Source organism: Corynebacterium sp. NML130628 (assembly GCF_001875665.1).
Lineage (GTDB): Bacteria > Actinomycetota > Actinomycetes > Mycobacteriales > Mycobacteriaceae > Corynebacterium.
The window spans coordinates 113689-134868 of sequence record NZ_MLAL01000023.1 but is presented as its reverse complement, the minus strand read 5'-3'; the positions used below and the strand labels follow the sequence as shown (position 1 = coordinate 134868).

The window sequence follows — 21180 nt, the reverse complement described above, 5'->3', positions numbered from 1 at the left end:
CACCGGTGTGTTTCTTCAGTCTTTGTCACCTCTCACACGATACTTTGCTTCCCGGGTGCTGTTAAGTACCACAAACGTGGCCAGTGCGGATACCATGAATTGAATGACTGAGAACACTCGGCCGAAGCCGGTTCCTCCGTCGGAGCGCAAGTCTTCGAACTCTGGCGGGAAGGGGCGCGGGGACGGCGCTAACTCGAAGGCGGGGGGTGACTCCCCGAAGCGGCGGCGTGGCCGTCGGCGTGGTTCGCACGCCAAAAAGCGGGGGTCGCAGCAGCAGCGTCGTCGCGGGTCGAATCGGCGGGGGCGGGGCGCGTCGGCACGTAAGAGGCAGCAGAGGCCGGTTGATTCATCGCTGGAGACCCGGAACGAGACGAGTGCGGGCGGCTTGGTGGTGTCGGGCATGGCTGAGGCTGTGGACCAGCATGACAAGGTGGACCTGTCGAAGATTTACGTCGCGTTGATTGGGCGGCTGGATCGCCGGGGCCGTCTGCTGTGGTCGATGCCGAAGGGTCACGTGGAGGATGGCGAGGACCAGTGGCGTACCGCGGAACGTGAGGTGTGGGAGGAAACCGGGATTACCGGGGAGGCCTTCAATACGCTTGGTGTGATTGATTATTGGTTCATTTCTGAGGGCGTCCGTATTCATAAGACCGTGCACCACAATTTGTTGCGTTACGTCGACGGGGTGTTTAACGACGAAGACCCGGAAGTCACGGAAGTCGCGTGGGTGCCGATGAACCAGCTGATTGAGCGGTTGGCGTACGCGGATGAGCGCAAGTTGGCACGGATCGCGGTGAATAGAATGCCGGATCTCGCGCGCAAGGAGGCCGCGGCCGGAAGGTTGACGCCACGATGAGCAGTGTGCGGAGGGGAGCCGCGGCGGTTGCGGTGGCGGCGCTGGGCCTGCTGCCGGTCACGGCGGGTGCTCTGCCGGCGCCGACGTCGCCGGGGGATTCGGCGGTGGCTTCGCAGTGGGTGAACCCGGCGGTTCGCCCGGGGGAGGGCACTCGTGCCTCCGTCACGCTTGTCGACGCCCCCTCGGCCGTCAACGCCGCCGAAATGTTTCACGTGAAACTTCGCATTCACAACGCCACGGACGCGCCCCTGGCGAACCTGCGCGTGGTGCCGCGCCGCGGAGCGGCAACTGGTTCCGTGCTGGACCAGCGGGCGGCAGCGGTCGCTTCGGTGAGCCAGTACGGCGTGGTGGGGCGCGGAGTGGACGTCGAAAAGGAGCTTGGGGCGGGGGAGTCTGCTGAGGTCGAGCTGGACGTGGAGCTCCCGGGCGCGGGGACGTACCCGCTGCTGTTCGAGCTGAAACAAGGCGCGACGACGCTGGACACCGAGCGCTTCCACATTTCAGTGCGCGGCGCACCCTCCGAGGACCCTGCGCCGGCGATGACCGCGCTGTACCCGATCACCGCGCCGATAGACATCGTGCCCGGCGAGACCGGAGAAGCGCCGGAGCGCGCCCCGCTGTTGCTGAAGTCGGAGACGTTGGCGCACCAACTCGCGCCAGGCGGGCGGCTCGAGCGGCTGCTCAGCCAGTACGAGGAGGCCGTGGAGGAGCCCGGCGTCGGCTTCGCCACGTGCGTGGGACTCGACCCGGCCCTCGTGGATACGGTCGCGCGGATGGCGGAAGGCTACCGCGTGACCACCACACGCCCGCCCGTCGCCGTGGAACCCAAACGGCTCCGCGACAGCTGGAATACCGACGACACCACCGCCCAGGGCGAGCCCGGCACCGGCTCCGCGGACGCGAAGGCATGGCTGACCCAGCTGCGCAGCGTCGCCGCGAAGGGCTGCACAGTGGCGCTGCCGTGGCAGAACGTGGACATCAACACTCTTGCGCGCACCGGTGACCAGTGGTTAATGCGGGAAGCGTTGGAGCGCGGCCCGTTCGTGCTCGAGCAGGAGCTCGGCACCGCGGGCACGCTCAACGCCGTCATTCCGGGCGCCGGTTACATCACGAAAGACGCAGCGCCTGCCTTCGGCTGGGCGAACCACATCGACTCGGCCATTCCGCAGCACGGACTGCAGGGGGAGTGGGAGGCTGCTCGGGCGGAGCGGGCGTCGATAAACGGGGACGGGCAGGCGGCGCTCGACCGTAACGAGCTGCCGGATGCGGCGGACGTGTTCCCGGCGGCGCCTGCGCACCCGGTGAAGGTGCTGGCGGCGCGCAGCAGCGTCGACCACCCGGGCCCCGGCAACGCCGCGTGGGTGGCGCCGGGGGTGATGGCGGTGCAGTTCCAGGACTCGCTGGCTTCAGTCTTAGCGACGGTCGGCTCCGCGCCCGCGACCGTCGGCTACTCAAATGACGCACTCCGGTTCCGGTACGAGATGGACTCCCAACGGGCGCGCGCGATCAACGCGGCGTCCGCGCTACGGCTGGCGGTGCAGGAGGCGACTCCGGAGGAACCGGTGTTCGTGAACCCGCCGGCCGGCTGGGACGCCGACTCGGCCGCACTGCTGCTGGGGACGGTCGCCGACCTCGTGCGGGAAGGCAAGGCGGCGCCGATGAGTTTCGGCGACTTCCTGAACACGCCCGACCCGGCGGCGGTGCCAGTGGCGACGCGCGTCGGCACGCTGTTTCCGGACCCGACGGTCATGTCGGACGCGGAGGTGCTGACGGCCTCCCAGCAGGCCGAGTTCACAGACGACTTGACGCAACTCCTGGCGAATGACCCGCAGGTGGCGCTGACCCGCTACGGGTTCACGCTACCGCTGCGCCGCGACGTGCTGGCCGCCCTGAGCATGCAGGAGCGCCAGGCACTCTCGCGTTACGACGCCACCGTACGGACCACGGCCGAGCGCCTGCGGGGCAGCAGAGACACGCTGCAGGCGTTGCGGGCGTCGATAACGCTGATTCCGCCGGGCAACGTGTACACGCGGACCTCCCCGTCGAGTCCGCTGCTGATTGTGGCGCAGAACGGGATGCCGCTGCCCGTGGAGACCACGATTCGGTTCCAGGCGGCGAGCGGCCCGATCACGCTGCACGTGCCAACGACGATGCGGATCCCGGCCCGCGGCTCGCAAACGGTGCAGATGACGGCGGACTACCCGGAGGACCAACGCAGTATTGACCTGCAGCTGTACCTAGCGGGTGCCGACGGCAGCCCGATCTCGCAGCCAGTAAACATTTCGGTGCGCACGGCGGGCGCCGCCGTGGAGGGCTGGGCACTCGTCGCCGGGCTTGGCGTGCTGGTGGCCCTGATGCTGATGTATTCCGTGGGCCGCCGACGCAGGGCGCGGGCGGCGCCCCGTAGTCCTACAACAGAGCAACGTTTGGACAATGAACACCCACCTTTGATTGGAGACTGACGTGGTTGAGCAACCTCGGGCTGGTACGCGTGGCCGAATCGTGCCCCCTGCGCCGCCGGCGCCGGTGCCCACCCCGCGAGAGAACCCAGAACTTATCGACACCACGGAGGCCGAAGCTCCGGACCGTTCGACGCTGACGGCGGACCCGTCGGCGGCGGTGCCGGAGCCCGTCCAGGGCAACGCTTCGGTGGTGCGGGCGACGGGCTCGATGGCGATCGCGACGCTGATTTCCCGCATCACGGGCTTCATCCGCACGGTGCTGATTGGTGCCGCGTTGGGCCCGGCGGTGGCGTCGGCATTTAATACGGCGAATACGCTGCCGAACATCATTACGGAGATCGTGCTGGGGTCGGTGCTGACGGCCCTGGTCGTGCCGGTGCTGGTGCGTGCGGAGAAGGAGGACCCCGACCACGGGGAGCGCTTTATCCGCCAGCTGTTCACGCTGACGCTGACGATTCTGACGGTGGTGACCGTGATCGCGGTGGCCGCCGCGCCGCTGCTGACGCGCCTCTTCCTGGACGATGAGGGGCAGGTCAACGTCGCGCAATCGACATCCTTTGCGTATTTGGTGCTGCCGCAGATTTTCTTCTACGGCATGTTCTCGCTGTTTATGGCGGTGCTGAATACGAAGGAGCATTTCCGTCCGGGTGCGTGGGCGCCGGTGGCGAACAATATCGTTTCCATTGCGGTGTTGCTGGGCTACATGATGTTGCCAGGCAGCTTAAATCCCGCAGCACCGGCGTCGATAGCGAATCCGCATGTGCTGCTGCTGGGCGTCGGTACGACGTTGGGTGTGGCGGTGCAGTGCTTGATTATGTTGCCTGCGCTGCGCAAGCTCGGCATCAATCTGCGGCCGTTGTGGGGTATCGACGACCGCCTCAAGGTGTTCGGCGGGATGGCCCTGGCGATCGTGACCTATGTGGGTATCAGCCAGGTCGGCTACATCGTGACCACGCGTATCGCGTCGATGGCGAGCGACGCCGCCCCGATTATTTACCAGCAGCACTGGATGCTGCTGCAGGTGCCCTACGGCATCATTGGCGTCACCTTGCTGACGGCGATTATGCCGCGCCTGTCCCGCAACGCCGCCGACGGTGACGACGCCGCCGTGGTCCGCGACCTGACGCTGGGTACGAAGCTGACGTTCATCGCCCTGATCCCGATCATTGTCTTTATGACGGCGCTCGGCCCGGATATCGGGCATGCGCTGTTCGCGTACGGCAACTTCGACGGCAACACGGCCCGCACGCTGGGCCTGACGGTGAGTTTCTCCGCGTTCACCCTGATCCCGTACGCCCTGGTGATGCTGCACCTGCGTGTGTTTTACGCGCGGGAGGAGGCGTGGACGCCGACGTTCATCATCGCCGGCATCACGATCACGAAGGTAGTGCTGTCGTACCTTGCGCCGCTGGTCGCGGACTCGACGCAGTCGGTGGTGGTGCTGTTGGGTGCGGCGAACGGCTTCGGTTTCGTCGCCGGCGCGGTGATTGGTGCGCTGCTGTTGCGTCGTAAGTTGGGCACGCTGGAGGCCCGCTCGGTGCTGCATACGTCGCTGTGGGCGGCGGCCTCGGCGCTGATCGGTATCGCTGTGACGTTCCTGGTCCGCTGGCTCGTGCGCGATGTCGCGGGTGTCGACGCCCCATCCTTCCTCGGCGGTCTCATCGGGCTGCCGTCGCTGGGCTTCCTGCTTGAGGTGATCGTCCTCGGCGTGCTGTTCGTGGTGGCGACGGGCCTGGTGCTGTCGCGTTCTGGTTTGCCGGAGGTGCAGAACCTGGGCCGCGCGCTGGCGCGCATCCCGGGTGTGGGCCGCTTCATCCGCCCGGACGAGGACGCGGCGATCGAGGTCGGGGAAGTGGACCTGCGGGATATGTCGCAGCAGTTCCTCGCCGCCGACACGTTCAACGCGTCGCCGGTGCCGCCGCCGATGTCGGCCGGTGTCGTGCGAGGCCCCCGCTTGGTGCCGGGTGCGTCGGTGTCGGATGGCCGTTTCCGCCTCATCCGCGATCACGGCTCCACGACGGGCGCCAGGTTCTGGCAGGCCCGCGAGGTGTCGACGGGCCGCTCCGTGGCGCTGACGTTCGTCGATACGACGGGCATGGCCCCGATGGCGCCGGCGACGCCACGCCAGGCCGCGATCGACGCGGCCGGTGTGTCGCGCCGCACGCGCAAGCTCGCGATGCTGCGCCACCCGGCGCTGCCGGAGAACATCGAGATCCTGTCCTACCGCACGGGCGCCCTCGTGGTTGCGGACTGGGTGGAGGGCTCCTCGGTCCGCGCCGTGGCCGAGTCCGGCCAGACGTTGCACACGGACGCGGTGGCGAACGCGCTTGCCCCGTTGGCGGGCGCGATCGCCGCGGCCCACGAGGCCGGGGTGCCGCTCGGGTTGGATAACCGCCAGCGCCTCCGTATCGACCGCGAGGGCCACGTGCGCCTCGCGTTCCCGGCCGTCCTGCCGGACGCCTCCGCCGCCGACGACGCGGACGCCTTCGCCTCCGCGCTGCAGCTGCTGACCACCAATGTCGACTCCGATGACCTCGCCGACGTCGCCAGCACCACCCGCGCCCTCGTCGACGCCGACGCCATCGAGTCCCACGACTTCCGCGAACTCGAGCGCCAGCTCACCCGCGACGAACCAGAGGACGCACCCGCCGAAGCAATCGACCCCGTCGAGCCGGTGGAGGAGCAGCCGGAGGAGCCGAAGGACCTGCGCGGCGGCTTCGGCTCCCGCCGCTACCGCCCGGTCACGCTGGCGGTGCTGCTGTCGCTCGCGGTCGGCGCGGTCATCGTCATCGCGGCGCTCACCGCCTACCTCGTCGGGTTCCTCTCCGGCGACGACACCAACGCACCCGTCACTGTCGACTCCGTACAGTCTGGCGCGGAGGAAGTCGAGGAGGAGGTCAAGGGTCTGCCCGTGCTACTCACCCCGATGCGCGCGACCATCGAGGGCACATCCGCCCCCGAGCTTGTCGACGCCGACCGCTCCACCACCTGGACCGGCTCGGACGAAGTGAGCGTCGAACTCCGACCAGGCAAAGGGGCCACCGCCCGCACCGGGTTCACCCTGGAGCACGTGATCGTCGACACCCCATCCAACGGCGACACGTTCCGTCTCTACGGGCTGCCCACGGGTGCCTCGTGGAACGGCAGCCCCGCCGAGCTGCCGCTGCTACAGGAGGGCACGTTCCTCAGTGGCGAAAACGGCATCGATGTGGAGGACTCACCGGAACTCACCGGCCTGATCCTCAACGTGTCCGGCCAGGACATCATCCTTCGCGACATCACCCTCATCGGCCGCACCAACCTCCGGTGATGTCCACCAAGGTGGACAAAAAGCGCTTCCCTTCCTGGGGCTGATGCATCACACTGGATGCATCAGCAATGGGAGGGTGCATCATGCGCAGAAAAACAGACCACCAACTCGTCCACGATTACATCGCCGACGACGTCCACGCCTTCAACGTCATCGTCCGACGCCACCAACGCAACATGTTCGGCGTGGCCCTTCGCTACTCATGCAATGAGCAGGACGCCCAGGACATCGTCCAAGACGCCCTGCTGAAAGCGTCGCGCCACCTGCATCGTTTCCGCTTCGAGTCGAAGGTGTCCACCTGGCTGTACCGCCTGGTCGCCAACGCGAGCCTCGACCACCAACGCCGTCGCCGCGCCGAGTACACCGTCTCCCTCGACGATTACGACGTCATCCCCCAAGACAAGGACCCCCGCCTCGCCCACGACCCAACCGCCAACCTGGATCGCCTCATCGCCGTCAAGGATGCACTCCGCGTCGTGCCGGAGGCCCACCGGAAGGCCGTCTACCTCATCGACATCATGGGCATGTCGCTCCAATCCGCCGCCGACACGTGCGGCGTCCAGCCCGGCACCATGAAGTCCCGCCGCGCCCGCGCCCGAGCCATGATGCTCGAGCACATGGAAGAGGTCTGCTAGCTCCCCGCCACAGGAAAGTTAGGCGCGCACCAAATTCCCTCACCGCCGATCTACGACCTGGCCTTTTCAAAATCGATGTGCAGAAAAGCAGGAATCTGGTGCACACAGGGCAACGAGTGACAAGAGACGCAACCCTGCCGACCGACCCCGGCAAAAGCCCAGGTCACGAAAAGTGGGGTGCTTCCTTTGTCACTCCGTTCGGCCGGAGTGACACCACATTCCTTCACGCAGCACCAGCGACCTGGGAGAACGCGACGGCACCCTCCCGAAAAGCAGGAATCTGGTGCACACAGGGCAACGAGTGACAAGAGACGCAACCCTGCCGACCGACCCCGGCAAAAGCCCAGGTCACAGAAAGTAGGATGCGCCCTTTGCCACTCCGTTCGGCCGGAGTGACACCACATTCACGGATTCCCCCTAGGCACCCTCGGCGTTTCCCCAGGTCACCAACCCCGGGAGCGGGAATCTGGTGCGCACCTCCTTATGCAGGGCAGAAGCAAGGAAGAAGCACACGTCTGGAACAAACAGTAGACTTACTACGTTTACACACCAGACAGAGCAAATCTACGAGGAGTTTCCATGGCCAACGAGACCAACGAGAAGCAAGACCAGATTCATGACGTGATTATTGTCGGCTCGGGCCCGGCGGGGTACACAGCGGCGCTGTATGCAGCACGCGCGGAGCTGAACCCGCTGGTGTTTGAGGGTTACGAGTACGGCGGCGAGCTGATGAACACCACGGAGGTGGAGAATTTCCCGGGCTTCAAGGACGGGGTGATGGGCCCGGATTTGATGATGCAGATGCGTGAGCAAGCGGAGAAGTTCGGGGCGTGTCTGGAGTCTGACTTGGTGGACAAGGTGGATCTCAGCGGGGACGTGAAGAAGCTGTTCGTTGGGGATGATGTCTATCAGGCTCGCGCGGTGATTCTGGCTACTGGTGCGGCGCCGCGTCACTTGGGTATTCCGGGTGAGGCTGAGTTGACGGGTCGTGGTGTGTCCACGTGTGCGACGTGTGATGGTTTCTTCTTTAAGGATCAGCACATTGCTGTTGTGGGCGGTGGTGATTCGGCGATGGAGGAGGCGACGTTTTTGACGAAGTTTGGGTCGAAGGTATCGATTATTCACCGTTCGGAGAATTTCCGCGCGTCGCAGATTATGTTGGAGCGCGCTCGGGCGAATGAGAAGATTGAGTTCATTACGCATTCGGTGGTCGAAGAGGTCGTCGAGAAGGATGGCAAGGTCGGGGGCCTGAAGGTGCGGAATGTGCAGTCGGGTGAGGAGTCGGTGTTGGATGCGACGGCGTTGTTCGTGGCGATTGGGCACGATCCGCGTTCGGCGTTCTTGGAGGGCCAGGTGGCCACGGATGAGGGTGGCTACGTCCTTGTCGACGCCCCTTCGACGCGCACGAGCGTGCCGGGTGTGTTTGCGTGTGGTGATTTGGTGGATAACCATTATCGTCAGGCGATTACGGCGGCTGGTTCGGGGTGCCGGGCGGCGTTGGATGCGCAGCATTTCCTTGCGGCGCTTTAGGATAGAGAGAACTGTATTCAAGGAGGAATAATGAGTGCACCTGTTGATGTGACGAAGAACACGTTTAAGGCTGAGGTTGTTGAGGCTTCGACGCCGGTGTTGGTGGATTTTTGGGCTGAGTGGTGTGCTCCGTGCCGGAAGTTGTCGCCGGTGTTGGATGAGCTTGCGACTGAGCTGGATGGCAAGGTGAAGGTCGTGAAGGTGAATGTGGATGAGGAGCGTGAGCTGGGGATGATGTTCCAGGTCATGTCGATTCCGACTGTGTTGATCTTCAAGGATGGCCAGAAGGTGGATGAGTTTGTGGGGGCGCTGCCGAAGGCGCAGATCCTCCAGAAGGTTGAGTCGTACCTGTAGGCTGTTCGACGTAGAATAGTCTGCATTGTTGGTTTTGTAGAAAGGTGCCCAGTGGGTGACATTCTCCGCGTAGGTGATTCGAGTGCTCGGGTGGCCGAGGCGCGTGCGACGCTTGCGCGTTTGGGCATGTTGGAGGACTTCGATGGTGACATTGAGGACTTCAACTCTCGGCAGTTCACTCCTGATGAGATGCTTTTCGACGCCCCTTTGGCTGAGTCGGTGAAGGCGTTTCAGCAGTCGCGGGGAATTATGCCGACTGGCACGATTGATGATTTGACGTTGCGTGAGCTGCGTGAGGCCTCGTATACGTTGGGGGCGCGTGTGTTGCAGTATCAGCCGAATCAGGAGCTGGTGGGCGACGACGTGGGCCAGTTGCAGACGCAGCTGCATGAGCTGGGATTTTATTCGGATCGCGTGGATGGCCGGTTTGGTCCCCGTACGCACGAGGCCGTGGTGAATTACCAGCTGAATTCGGGTTTGGAAGACGATGGGGTGTGTGGCCCGGATACGTTGCACGCGTTGAGCCTGTTGGGCCGCCGGATTACGGGTGGTTCTGCGCATGCGATTCGTGAGCGTGAGCATGTGCGCGCGGCGGGCCCGCAGTTGGCGGGCAAGCGCGTGGTGATTGATCCGCATCTTGGTGGTGCGGATAAGGGTTCGCTTGTCGACGGCCCCTTTGGCCAGATCACGGAGGAGGAGATCCTGTGGGATTTGGCGCAGCGCGTGGAGGGCCGCATGATTGCGGCTGGTGTGGAGACGATTATTTCCCGCCCGCGTGGTGATAATCCGTCGTGTAAGGAGCGCGCCGATTTGGCGAACGGCTTCGACGCCGACTTGGTGATTTCCCTGCAGCTGGACCGGTATGCCAATGAGAAGGCGAATGGTGTGGCCACGTTCTATTTCGGTTCGGAGAACGGGACGTCGTCGATGACGGGGGAGACGCTGTCGGGCTATATTCAGCGTGAGATTGCGGCGAGGACGTCGCTACGTAATTGCTGGAATCATGCCCGGACGTGGGAGATGCTGCGGATGACGCGGATGCCGTCGGTGGAGATTGTGGCTGGTTATGTCACGAATCCGCACGATGTTGAGGTCGTGACGGATCCGGAGCAGCGTGACGCGATCGCTGAGGCGGTTGTGGTGGCAGTGAAGCGCCTGTACTTGCTGGATTCTGATGATCAGCCGACAGGCACTTATTCCTTCCAGGAGCTGCTCCGCCAGGAGCACCTGTAGTTAGTCTGTGCCCTGGATGAGGCCCATGATGCGTTCGAAGTCCTGACGGTCGCCGAATTCGACGACGATTTTGCCTTTCCGCTTGCCCATGGTGACGGAGACTTTGGTGTCCCATTCGTCGGCGAGTTGGTCGGCGGCCCGGGTCAGGTATTCGGGTTGGGGGGTGGGTTCGCGGCGTTTCTTTTGCGGGACGCCGCCTTCGTTGTTCATGAGGGTGACGGCTTCTTCGGTGGCGCGGACGCTTAGGCCTTCGGAGACGATGCGTTCGGCGAGCAGGTTTTGGCCGTTGGATGTCAGGGCGTCGCTGCCGAGTTTGAGGCCGAGGAGGGCGCGGGCGTGGCCTGCGGAGAGGACGCCTGCGGCGACGCGGCGCTGCACTGGCACTGGGAGGCGCAGGAGGCGGATCGCGTTGGTGATCACGGGGCGGGAGCGCCCGAGTTTGTCGGCGAGTTGCTCCTGGGTGACGCCGAACTCTTCGAGGAGCTGCTGGTAGGCGGCGGCTTCTTCGAGTGGGTTGAGTTGGACGCGGTGGATGTTTTCCAGCAGGGCGTCGCGCAACATGTCCTCGTCGGAGGTTTCGCGGACGATGGCTGGGATGTGTTTCAGGCCGGCTTTGGAGGCAGCGCGCCAGCGGCGCTCGCCCATGATGAGTTCGAAGCCGTCGGGGGTGTCGCGGACGACGATGGGCTGCAGCAGGCCGAACTCGCGGATGGAGTGGACCAGTTCGTTGAGGTCGTCTTCGTCGAAGACCTGGCGGGGCTGCTTCGGGTTCGGGATGATTTGCCCGATCGCGATTTCTTGGTAGCGTGCGCCGACTGGCACCGGCTGGATGACGTTCTCGGGGGTGGCGCCGACGGTGGGCGCGCCCGCAACCTTGGGTCGCTTTCCGCGCGGCGGAAGTTTATCGCCGCCACCACCACCGCCAGCAGTCTCTGCGGCGCCGGCAGGAGCTCCGGCCCCGAAGATCACGTCGGAGGCCTTGCCGCCGATACCGCCTGTTTTGCCGGTTTTGTCGGTCGCGGCTGGTGCCTGCGGGATGAGTGCTGCTAGTCCGCGGCCGAGGCCGCCTTTACGCTCTTGTGCCATGGTTATTCCTCGCCCTCGTCAAGTTGTTGGGCCACCTGGGGGCTGACGCCGATGGGCCCCGTGGTGGCGTGTGGTTGGTAGTCGCCGCGTGTTGCCAGTTCGCGGGCGGCGTCGTAGTAGGCCAGCGCTCCGCTGGAGAGTGGGTCGTAGTCGATGACGGTTTGGCCGTAACCGGGCGCCTCGGAGACTTTCACGGAGCGCGGGATGACGTTGCGCAGCACCACTTCGCCGAACTGGTTGCGCACCTCGCCGGCGACGTCCGCCGCGAGGCGCGTGCGGGCGTCGTACATGGTGAGCACGATCGCGGAGATGTGCAGGTTGTGGTTGAGGTGCTCGCGGATCATGCCGATGTTGCCGAGCAGCTGGCCGACGCCCTCAAGCGCGTAGTACTCGCACTGGATGGGGATCATGACTTCGTCGACGGCGGTCATGGCGTTGATGGTGAGCAGCCCGAGCGATGGCGGGCAGTCGATGAAGACGTAGTCGAAGTTGTGTTCTTCGAGGAAGCCGCGCCGGATGGCGTCGTGGAGCCGGTATTCGCGGCGCACCATGGACACCAACTCGATCTCGGCGCCGGCGAGGTCGATGGTGGCGGGGATGCAGTAGAGGTTCTCGTTGTTAGCGTGCGGCTGCAGCGCTTCCTCGGGCGTGGCTTCGCCGATGAGAACTTCGTAGCTGGAGGTGGTGCCGGAGGTGTGCTCGGCGCCGAGCGCGGTGGAGGCGTTGCCCTGCGGGTCAAGGTCGATGACGAGGACGCGCATGCCTTGGCGGCTGAGTGCCGACGCCATGTTCACCGATGTCGTCGTCTTGCCGACGCCGCCCTTCTGGTTCGCAACGGTGAACACGCGGGTGTGCGCGGGCCGTTGCAGCGTGGCGTTGTCCATGCTGGTGGTGTTCCTTTCCGCTATTTCCGCACGATTCGGATGAGGGTGGTCGGCTGGTCGAGGACGTCGCCGCCAACCTGGAAAATGTTCGGCGTGATACCCCCGGCTTTCTTGATCGCCCGCGCGTCGCGTTCGAGTTCTTCTGCAACACTAGCGCCTTTCAGCGCCAACATCGAGCCCCCGTGGCGGACCAGTGGAAGGCTCCAGCCGGCCAGCTTGCCCAGGGGTGCGACGGCACGGGAGGTGACCACGTCGAATTGCCCGCCGGGCTGCTCTTCGGCGCGGCCGCGGACGACGGTGACGTTGTCCAAACCCAGTTCGCGTTGCACCTCGGCGAGGTACGTGGAGCGCTTCAGCAGCGGCTCGATGAGGGTAAACGTGACGTCGGGGCGTGCGATGGCCAGTGGGATGCCGGGCAGTCCCGCGCCGGATCCGATGTCGGCGACGGTGGTGGCGTCGTCAAGTGCTTCGGAGACGACCGCACAGTTGAGGATGTGCCGTTGCCACAGGCGGCTGACTTCTTTGGGGCCGATGAAGCCGCGCTCGGCGGCGGTGGTGGCGAGCGATTCGTGGTAGGCCTGGGCGAGTGGCAGGCGGTCGCCGAAGATGGTGGCGGCGGCTGTGGGTAGTGCTGACACGGCTGTGTACTCCTTTGAATTTTGGTCTGGCATCGACTCTAGTAAAAGTAACGCCCCCAGCAAACACTTGCTGGGGGCTGAAGGCTCACTAGGGGCCAAGTTACTTGCCTTGCTGCTTGCGCTGCTTCTTGCTGCGCTTGTCTACCTTGCGTGCACCGACAACGGGCGCGGAGGCGCGTTTGGCTTCTGCCTTGGCGCGCTCCTCTTCCTCTTCCTCGGCGTCCATCTTGGCGAAGACGATGCGGGTCTGGAAGAAGGTCCACACGTTGTTGGCCAGCATGTAGAACAGCAGGCCGATGTGCCACAGGAAGCCGGACGCGATGATCATGACCGGGAAGACCCACAGCATCATCTTGTTCATCATCTGCATCTGCTGTTCCATCATGGCGGCGTTGTCGCCGGATGGGCTGTTGGTCTTGCCGGCGGCGCGGCGAGCAGCCTGACGGTTCAGGGACATCCGGGCGTTCAGGTGGGTGAACGTCGCGGAGATGAGCACGAGCGGCAGGCACACCATGATGATGTTGGCGCGCGTGAAGTCCAGGCCGGTGAACGCTGCGAAGGCGTCTTCTGGCATGGACATGTAGGCGGAGAGCGGCACACCGAAGAAGTCGGCGTCTAGGAAGGAGCGGACGTCTTCTGGGGAGAACGCGTAGTTGGCCAGGTTGCGGTTTTCTTCAACGCTTAAGCCCAGCTGGTTGGGGCCGGTGCCGGTGCGGTTGAAGGAGCGCAGCACGTGGAACAGTCCGATGAATACGGGCATCTGTGCCAGCGGGACGATGCACGAGGCGAGTGGGTTGGTGCCCATCTCCTTGTACAGTTTTTGCGTCTCTTCCGCCATTTTTTGCTGGTCGTTCTTGTACTTTTGGCGGATTTCCTGCATCTTCGGCTGCATTTCCTGCATTTTGCGCATGGACCGCATTTGGTTGACCATGGGCTTGACCAGCAGGGTTCGCAGGGTGAAGGTGAGGAAGACGATGGACAGGATCCATGACAACGCCGAGTCCGGCGAGAGTATGAAGCCGAATACTTTGTGCCAGAACCACAGCACCCAAGAAATCGGCCAGTAGATGAAATTCAGCACTTTGGGGTGTTTCTCCTCGTTGTTACTTGGTGGTCGTTTCTGTGGACGCGTCCGTACCGCTGCCGGGTACTGGGTCGAACCCGCCGGGGTGCCAGGGCCCACATTTACAGACGCGGGCCACGCTGAGCAGGGTGCCTTTGGTGGCACCGTGTCGCGCGACCGCTTCGAGGGCGTAGGCGCTGCACACTGGCATGAAACGACACGTCGCACCCATCTTAAGGGGTGAGAGGTACTTTTGGTAGCAGCGTACGGCTTTCACGAGTGCCCGCGCGGCCGCGTTTGGTGGTGCGGGGATGCGTTGGCCTAGGAAGTTGTAGTACGCCATTTGTCCAGGGCTTTGCGCAGCGCGGCGTTGTAGTCGTGTGCGAGTTGCGCGCTCGTGGCGGTGGCTGAGGCGGGCAGGGCCCTCACCACGACGTCGTGGTGCTGCCCCAGCTTCTCGACGCCCCCTCGCAGCACATGCCGCAGCTTTCGAGACACTGCGTGCCTGGTCACCGCGTTGCCAACCTGCTTGGACACGATCAGTCCGAAGCGCGGCCCTCCTTGGAGCGCGATGGTGTCTTCGGCCCGCGAGCGGACGTGGACGATTAAAGTGCGAGACCCCGCGCGCACTCCCTTCCTCATGGTCTGCCGGAAGTCGGCAGATGAGGCGAGTTTGTGCGGGCGGGGTAACACGGTGTCGCTGCGCTTCGGCGTTTATGCCGAGAGGTTTGCGCGGCCCTTCTTGCGGCGCGCGGAAACGATTGCGCGGCCGGCGCGGGTACGCATGCGGGCACGGAAGCCGTGCTTGCGTGAGCGACGGCGGTTGTTTGGCTGGAAAGTCCGCTTAGACACGGTGGACTCCTTTAAAGAGGTCACGACGGCCAGCGGGAACCCGCCGCGGTGTGCGACGTGTTCCCTCCCGGGGTAGTAGCCGTCCCGGAATTATAATGTGCAGGTTGAGATTGCCCGGCCGCTGCGCGTTGTGCGCGTTGACCTGCATGCATCACCTTCGCTGACTCGCCCTGGGTGGGCGGCCCGGTGCACCGCGTAGATGTTGCTCTCAAGCACACCGTGGGCATGTTGCTTCGCGCCCGTGGTGTGACAGACTACGCCAGACTACGCGAAAAACCGCTGGTTGTTCAAATCGACACACCGCCTTTTTGCGCCGGGTGGGGCGAGCGTCCATTCGTTTACCCCCGTAATTACAAAGCTGTACTTTCGCGCAGGTGGTTGCGCATTTTCGAACACCGGGGGCCGCGCTATCACCGGCCTGACGCGCGATTACTTCCAAACACGCGTAGGCGATGTTCGACATTCGCTGTGAATTACACCGTCGAAACGAGTTATCCACAGGGTTGCGACCCGCGGGCTGTTAGACATTGCAAGCTCATACCGGGTAACAATGGTAAAGCACCACAATTACACACGCTCTTTCTCCACATCGCTGTGGATAACTGTGAACAACAGGTTGAGACTTTTCGGAAGAATTTGTAATTACCGCAGGTCAACGCCGGTGAATATTCACGAAAAAGTTATCCACAGGTGAGGCGAGAGACTGTGGACAACTTACTCACCGGAGTTATCCACAGGTGTGGATAAGTCTGTGGAAGATACTGGTGAGAGGCAGGTTTTGGAATTACAAAATCTGTGAAACAGCGGTGGAATGTACGTGAAATTCCACAGATATGACGAACATCACTAAATGTCATGTTGGACTAGGAAGAGAGCGGGACGTTGGCAGAGCAAGACATCGAAACGCTATGGCGCACCATCGTCGCCGACTTGCTGGCGCTGTCGGAACAGCCCAGCTCACAGGTCCCATCGCTCACCCCGCAAGAACGCGCGTACCTCCAACTCGTCCGCCCCGTCATGCTTGTCGACGGCTACGCCATCCTCTCCGCACCCCACGCCGCCGCGAAAACGGTCGTGGAGCAGTCCCTGGCACCGCACATCACGGCGCTCCTGGCCTCCCACGTGGGCAAACACTGCACGCTGGCCGTCTCAATCCAGGCACCAGCAGCCCCGCCGACCCCCACGCCCCCGCCTGCCGCGCCAGCTCCCGAGGCCATCGACCCCGCCTACATGACCCCCGGCGAGCAAATCCCAATGGGCCTCGACGAACTCGCCGAGATGCACGCCCGCCAACAACAACACCACCAGGCGACGGCGCACCCGACCGTCCCTCAGCGAATCCCCCGCGAAAAGCCTGCCCACGACCCCGAGCGCGAGACCAGCCTGAACCCGAAGTACACCTTCGAAAACTTCGTCATCGGCTCCTCGAACCGCTTCGCCAACGGCGCCGCCGTCGCCGTCGCCGAGAACCCCGCGAAGGCCTACAACCCCCTGTTCATCTGGGGCGGATCCGGGCTCGGCAAGACGCACTTGCTGCACGCCGCCGGCAACTACGCGCAGGTCCTGCAGCCAAACCTCCGCATCAAGTACGTCTCCTCCGAGGAGTTCACGAACGACTACATCAACTCCGTGCGCGACGACCGCCAAGAAAGCTTCAAGCGCCGCTACCGCAACCTCGACATCCTCATGGTCGACGACATCCAGTTCCTCGAGGGCAAGGAAGGCACCCAGGAGGAGTTCTTCCACACCTTCAACGCGCTGCACCAGGCGAATAAGCAGATCATCCTGTCGTCTGACCGCCCACCGAAGCAGCTCACCACCCTCGAGGACCGCCTCCGCACGCGTTTCGAAGGCGGCCTCATCACCGATGTCCAGCCACCTGACCTGGAGACCCGCATCGCCATCTTGATGAAGAAGGCAGCAGCCGACGGCACGCAAGTCGACCACCAGGTGCTCGAGCTCATCGCCTCACAATTCGAGTCGTCGATCCGCGAGCTCGAGGGCGCCCTCATCAGGGTCTCGGCCTACTCCTCCCTTATCGACGAGCCCATCACCCTCGACGTCGCCCAAGTCGCACTTCGCGACATCCTCCCCGACGAAGGCGACATCAATATCAACGCCTCCACCATCAAGGAGTACGCGGCCGAATACTTCAACGTCACGATGGACCAGCTCATCGGCGCAGGTAAAACCCGTCAGGTGGCGCACGCCCGCCAGATCGCGATGTACCTGTGTCGCGAACTGACCGAACTCTCCCTGCCCAAGATCGGCGACGAGTTCGGGGGCAAGGACCACACCACCGTGATGTACGCGGACCGCAAGATCCGCAAGGAAATGACGGAGAACCGCGTCACCTACGACGAAATCCAGGAGTTGACCCAGATCATCAAGGCCCGCGCCCGCACCCTGCGCTAGTTGCTAGCCCCCGCGTTGCCCCCCGCACCAAATTCCCTCGCGGAGTTATGCTCACCTGGGGTTTTACCCAGCGCTTTACCCAAAATCCTGGAATTTGGTGCCTCACCGAGAGTCAAAGACACCAAATTCCTTCACAACCATCTTCCAACCTGGGTTTTTCCAAACTCACGTGCAGAAAGCAAGGAATTTGGTGCAGAGATTGGGCAGCGAGTGACAAAGGATGCAACCGACTTTTCGCGACCTGGGCTTTTGCCGTAGTCCGTCGGCAGGATTGCGTCCTTTGTCACTCACGCAACCCACGCGACACCATATTCCTTCGCTGCCAGCGCCCGACCTGGGGAAACGCTGACGGGGCCCCACCCAGCAAACAATCCACAGACTTATCCACACCTGTGTAATTACACCGCTGTAATTCACATTCAGGGGCAAAACACGCGAGTGACCCCCACCACAAAGAGACCCACGTCACACCCCACAGTGCTTGTGGATAACTTGTGAATCCCCAGTGGACAACCCTTTCCAAGTTGTGCACAGGCCAGATGCTAAAAATTCTATCCACAACTGAGTCGAGTTATCCACAATTCATCCACAGGCAATTGCACACCCTGTTTTCGCGCTCCAACCACGGCAAATACTTGTAATTCCACAGATTGCACAGGACTTATTGTTGTTCCCAAGGTTTTTACTTGTAATTCCTAGAGTAGAAAGGGGACCTGTGCAGAACGGCGCATGGACGGCTCACGAACGAGCAACGACCCAAAAAGCTATGTGAAAACTCGAATGACAAAAAGCGCGTCCCCGCCTAAAGTGAGAACGTAATTACAAGAATCTCTACGTACTGCAAGGAGCCCGTGTCACTATGGCGGACATCCATGACAACTTGAATTCCAACGTTTCTTTCCGCGTGCACAAGGAGGACCTGTCGGACGCGGTGGCGTGGGTTGCTCGGATGTTGCCGACGAAGAACACGCAGCCGATTTTGCGCGCGGTGTTGATTACGGCGTCGGATGAGGGTTTGGAGTTCGCGGGCTTCGATTATGAGGTGTCGTCGCGGGTGCGGATTGCGGCGGAGGTTGCTACGCCGGGTCGCGTTGCGGTGGCGGGTAAGTTGTTGGCTGACATTGTGTCGAATATGCCGAATCAGCCGGTTGAGGTTTCTACGAATGATTCGAAGCTGCTTCTCGACGGCGGCTCCGCCCACTTCGAGCTGCCTCTGATGCCATTGGATGATTATCCGCAGTTGCCGCAGTTGCCTGAGGTGACGGGCACGATCAGCTCGGAGGATCTGAGCGGTGCGGTGATGCAGGTGGCTGCCGCGGCGGGTAAGGATGACACGTTGCCGATGCTCACGGGTATCCACATTGAGGTGGAGGGTTCGACGTTGCATCTGACGGCGACGGACCGTTTCCGGTTGGCGTTGCGTTCGTTGGAGTGGTCGCCTGCTGGTGAGGGGGTTGCGGCGAAGCTGTTGGTACCGGCGAAGACGTTGTTGGATAACGCTCGGACGTTGGATACGCAGTTGGAGGAGCCGGTGCAGATTGCCGTTGGTGGCGTCGATAATGTGGGCGCGGACGGTTTGTTTGGTTTGCATGCGGGCAATCGTGAGACGACGACGCGTATGTTGGATGCGGATTTCCCGAATGTGCAGCCGTTGTTGCCGAAGGCGCATACGTCGATGGCGTCGGTGGAGGTTGCTCCGTTGTTGGAGGCGATTCGTCGTGTGTCGTTGGTGGCGGATCGGAATGCGCAGTTGAGGTTGCATTTTTCGGAGGGTCAGGTGACGTTGTTTGCGTCGGGGGCTGATTCGGGTGAGGCGTCGGAGTCGATTCCTGCGCAGTTTGTGGGGGAGGATGAGTTGTTGATTGCGTTTAATGCTGGTTATTTGCGTGATGGTTTGTCGGTGATTGGGACGGATCGTGCGGTGTTTGGGTTTACGGAGTCGTCGCGTCCGGCGATTATGATTCCGGAGCCGGAGTCCTTGCCGGAGAAGGGTGATGATGGGTTGTTCCCGACGCCGGAGACGAATTTCACGTATTTGTTGATGCCGGTTCGTCTGCCGGGCTAGTTTGCCGCGATGTACGTTTCGGAACTTGACCTGCGTGATTTCCGTTCGTGGCGGGAGTTGCATGTGGATTTGGAGCCGGGCGTCACGGTGTTTTCTGGCCGTAATGGGCATGGGAAGACGAACGTTGTGGAGGCGGTGCGGTACACGTCGATGCTCGGGAGTCACCGGGTGGCGACGGATGGCCCGCTGATCCGTTCGGGGGCGAGTGATGCGCGTGTGTCGGCGACGACGGTGAATGAGGGTCGCGCGCTGACGACGCATGTGTTGATTAAGTCGAGTGGGGCGAATCAGGCGCAGATTAATAGGACGCGGTTGAAGTCGGCGCGTGAGCTGCTGGGTGTGTTGCGGACGGTGATGTTTTCGCCGGAGGATTTGCGGTTGGTGAATGGGGAGCCGGGGGATCGGCGCCGGTTTTTGGATGCGTTGGCGGCGGTGCGTACGCCGCGTCATGGTGGGGTGAAGGCGGACTATGACAAGGTGTTGCGCCAGCGTAATGCGTTGTTGCGTTCGCAGAATATGGCGCTGCGCCGCGGTTATGGGGATGCGGCGGGCGCGGGTGCGTTGAGCACGTTGGATGCGTGGGATGCACAGTTGGCGCGTTATGGGGCGCAGGTGCTGGCGGGCAGGCTTCTGCTTGTCGACGCCCTCTCCGACCACATTACGGAGTCCTATGCGTCGGTGGCGCCGGAGTCGCGTGCGGCGTCGGTGGAGTACACGTCGACGCTGGATAGGGCGGTGTTGGAGTTGACGGGGGCGGCGTCGAGGGATCCGCGGGTGTTGGAGGCGGCGATGTTGTCGGAGTTGGGGAGGCGTCGAAAAGAGGAGATTGAGCGTGGCTCAACGCTGGTTGGGCCGCATCGGGATGATGTGGTGTTGATGTTGGGTCAGCAGCCGGCGAAAGGCTATGCGTCGCATGGGGAGACGTGGTCCTTTGCGCTGAGTTTGCACTTGGCGGAGTACCGCTTGTTGGCTGGTGAGGGCACGGATCCGGTGCTGATTCTGGATGATGTGTTTGCGGAGTTGGACGCGAAGCGCCGGGAGCGGTTGGTGCATGTGGCGGAGTCGGCGGAGCAGGTGTTGATTACGGCGGCGGTCGGTGATGATTTGCCGGGGAACTTGGATGGGGCGGTGACGGCGCGGTATCACGTGCGGATGGAGGAGGGGGTGTCCCACATTGAGCGAGCGTGACTTGGTGGGCACGACGTTTGACCAGCTGCGGCGCACGGCGAAGCGGCGTGGTGGGAGGCTGCCGGATTTGTCGAAGCAAGGTGCGAGTGTGGTGCCGCGCCGCAGTCAGGGCAAGGGCCGTCCGGTGAAGGACATTACGGTGCCGGGGCTGCATTTTGAGCAGGAGGAGCGCCGGCCGTGGCTGGAGCGTGGGCGGCCGACGGGCAAGGATGGCCGGGCGTTGCCGCGGAGTTACAAGGTGAAGTCGTTTTCGTCGCTGCTGGGGAAGGAGATCCGGAAGCGCGATTGGACGGAGAATATGGCGTATGGCTGGGTGATGGGCAATTGGGAGGGCCTGGTCGGCGCCACGATTGCGGAGCATACGAAGGTGGAGATGATTAAGGATGGCGAGGTCTTCATCACGTGTACGACGACGGCGTGGGCGACGCAGCTGAAGTATATGCAGTCGACGGTGCTGCGCGCGATCGCGGAGAAGGTGGGCCCGGATGTGATTCGGAAGCTGCACATTTATGGTCCGCGGGTGAAGAGTTGGCGCTATGGTCCGCTGCACGTGAAGGGGCGGGGACCGAGGGACACATACGGGTAGTCGTGGGGTTTGGTGTCCTGTTT

General features: G+C 63.1%; 18 protein-coding genes. 11 read left to right on the top strand and 7 right to left on the bottom strand.

Going from position 1 to position 21180, the window contains the following annotated elements; all coding sequences use genetic code 11:
- Positions 1–103 precede the first annotated feature (103 nt).
- The 7 genes from BJP07_RS06950 to BJP07_RS06920 all read left to right on the top strand — a co-directional run bounded on the left by BJP07_RS06950 (position 104) and on the right by BJP07_RS06920 (position 10380).
- Entirely contained in the window at positions 104–856 is a 753-nt protein-coding gene (locus BJP07_RS06950; protein ID WP_083584141.1) for an NUDIX hydrolase, read from the top strand.
- On the top strand, positions 853–3318 hold the full coding sequence (locus tag BJP07_RS06945) for a DUF6049 family protein (protein ID WP_071566763.1): 2466 nt from the start codon (positions 853–855) through the stop codon (positions 3316–3318). The genes BJP07_RS06950 and BJP07_RS06945 overlap by 4 nt, the downstream gene beginning before the upstream one ends.
- Position 3319: 1 nt before the next feature.
- Positions 3320–6628 (top strand): lipid II flippase MurJ, encoded by a 3309-nt coding sequence (locus BJP07_RS06940; protein WP_143109697.1) that lies wholly within the window; start codon positions 3320–3322, stop codon positions 6626–6628.
- 83 nt (positions 6629–6711) lie between these two features.
- Positions 6712–7263, top strand: coding sequence for a sigma-70 family RNA polymerase sigma factor (locus BJP07_RS06935; protein ID WP_071566761.1), 552 nt, complete (start codon positions 6712–6714; stop codon positions 7261–7263).
- Positions 7264–7842: 579 nt separating this feature from the next.
- Entirely contained in the window at positions 7843–8793 is a 951-nt protein-coding gene (gene trxB / locus BJP07_RS06930) for a thioredoxin-disulfide reductase (RefSeq protein WP_071566760.1), read from the top strand.
- Between the two features lie 30 nt (positions 8794–8823).
- Positions 8824–9147 (top strand): thioredoxin, encoded by a 324-nt coding sequence (gene trxA, locus BJP07_RS06925; RefSeq protein WP_071566759.1) that lies wholly within the window; start codon positions 8824–8826, stop codon positions 9145–9147.
- 51 nt (positions 9148–9198) lie between these two features.
- A complete protein-coding gene (locus tag BJP07_RS06920) occupies positions 9199–10380 on the top strand; it encodes an N-acetylmuramoyl-L-alanine amidase (RefSeq protein WP_071566758.1) in 1182 nt (393 codons plus the stop codon).
- On the opposite strand, the gene BJP07_RS06915 is transcribed toward BJP07_RS06920, so the two are convergent.
- From BJP07_RS06915 to rpmH, 7 genes are all read right to left on the bottom strand, one after another.
- On the bottom strand, positions 10381–11466 hold the full coding sequence (locus tag BJP07_RS06915) for a ParB/RepB/Spo0J family partition protein (protein WP_071566757.1): 1086 nt from the start codon (positions 11464–11466) through the stop codon (positions 10381–10383).
- A 2-nt stretch (positions 11467–11468) separates the two neighbouring features.
- Positions 11469–12350, bottom strand: coding sequence for a ParA family protein (locus BJP07_RS06910; RefSeq protein WP_071566756.1), 882 nt, complete (start codon positions 12348–12350; stop codon positions 11469–11471).
- Positions 12351–12370: 20 nt separating this feature from the next.
- Entirely contained in the window at positions 12371–13021 is a 651-nt protein-coding gene (rsmG, locus tag BJP07_RS06905) for a 16S rRNA (guanine(527)-N(7))-methyltransferase RsmG (protein ID WP_071566755.1), read from the bottom strand.
- 67 nt (positions 13022–13088) lie between these two features.
- Complete coding sequence (yidC, locus tag BJP07_RS06900) at positions 13089–14069, bottom strand: membrane protein insertase YidC (RefSeq protein ID WP_071566754.1); 981 nt, start codon at positions 14067–14069, stop codon at positions 13089–13091.
- A 22-nt stretch (positions 14070–14091) separates the two neighbouring features.
- Entirely contained in the window at positions 14092–14394 is a 303-nt protein-coding gene (gene yidD / locus BJP07_RS06895) for a membrane protein insertion efficiency factor YidD (RefSeq protein ID WP_071566753.1), read from the bottom strand.
- Complete coding sequence (rnpA, locus tag BJP07_RS06890) at positions 14373–14744, bottom strand: ribonuclease P protein component (protein WP_071566752.1); 372 nt, start codon at positions 14742–14744, stop codon at positions 14373–14375. The genes yidD and rnpA overlap by 22 nt, the downstream gene beginning before the upstream one ends.
- Before the next feature lie 21 nt (positions 14745–14765).
- On the bottom strand, positions 14766–14903 hold the full coding sequence (gene rpmH, locus BJP07_RS06885) for a 50S ribosomal protein L34 (protein ID WP_071566791.1): 138 nt from the start codon (positions 14901–14903) through the stop codon (positions 14766–14768).
- An 882-nt stretch (positions 14904–15785) separates the two neighbouring features.
- Between rpmH and dnaA the strand changes: the two genes are divergently transcribed.
- The 4 genes from dnaA to BJP07_RS06865 all read left to right on the top strand — a co-directional run bounded on the left by dnaA (position 15786) and on the right by BJP07_RS06865 (position 21157).
- Complete coding sequence (dnaA, locus tag BJP07_RS06880) at positions 15786–17318, top strand: chromosomal replication initiator protein DnaA (RefSeq protein WP_071566751.1); 1533 nt, start codon at positions 15786–15788, stop codon at positions 17316–17318.
- An 859-nt stretch (positions 17319–18177) separates the two neighbouring features.
- Positions 18178–19383, top strand: a complete 1206-nt coding sequence (gene dnaN / locus BJP07_RS06875; RefSeq protein WP_177222538.1) for a DNA polymerase III subunit beta — start codon at positions 18178–18180, stop codon at positions 19381–19383.
- Between the two features lie 9 nt (positions 19384–19392).
- On the top strand, positions 19393–20571 hold the full coding sequence (recF, locus tag BJP07_RS06870) for a DNA replication/repair protein RecF (RefSeq protein WP_071566750.1): 1179 nt from the start codon (positions 19393–19395) through the stop codon (positions 20569–20571).
- Positions 20558–21157, top strand: a complete 600-nt coding sequence (locus tag BJP07_RS06865; protein WP_070478308.1) for a DciA family protein — start codon at positions 20558–20560, stop codon at positions 21155–21157. The genes recF and BJP07_RS06865 overlap by 14 nt, the downstream gene beginning before the upstream one ends.
- The last annotated feature ends 23 nt before the right edge of the window (positions 21158–21180 follow it).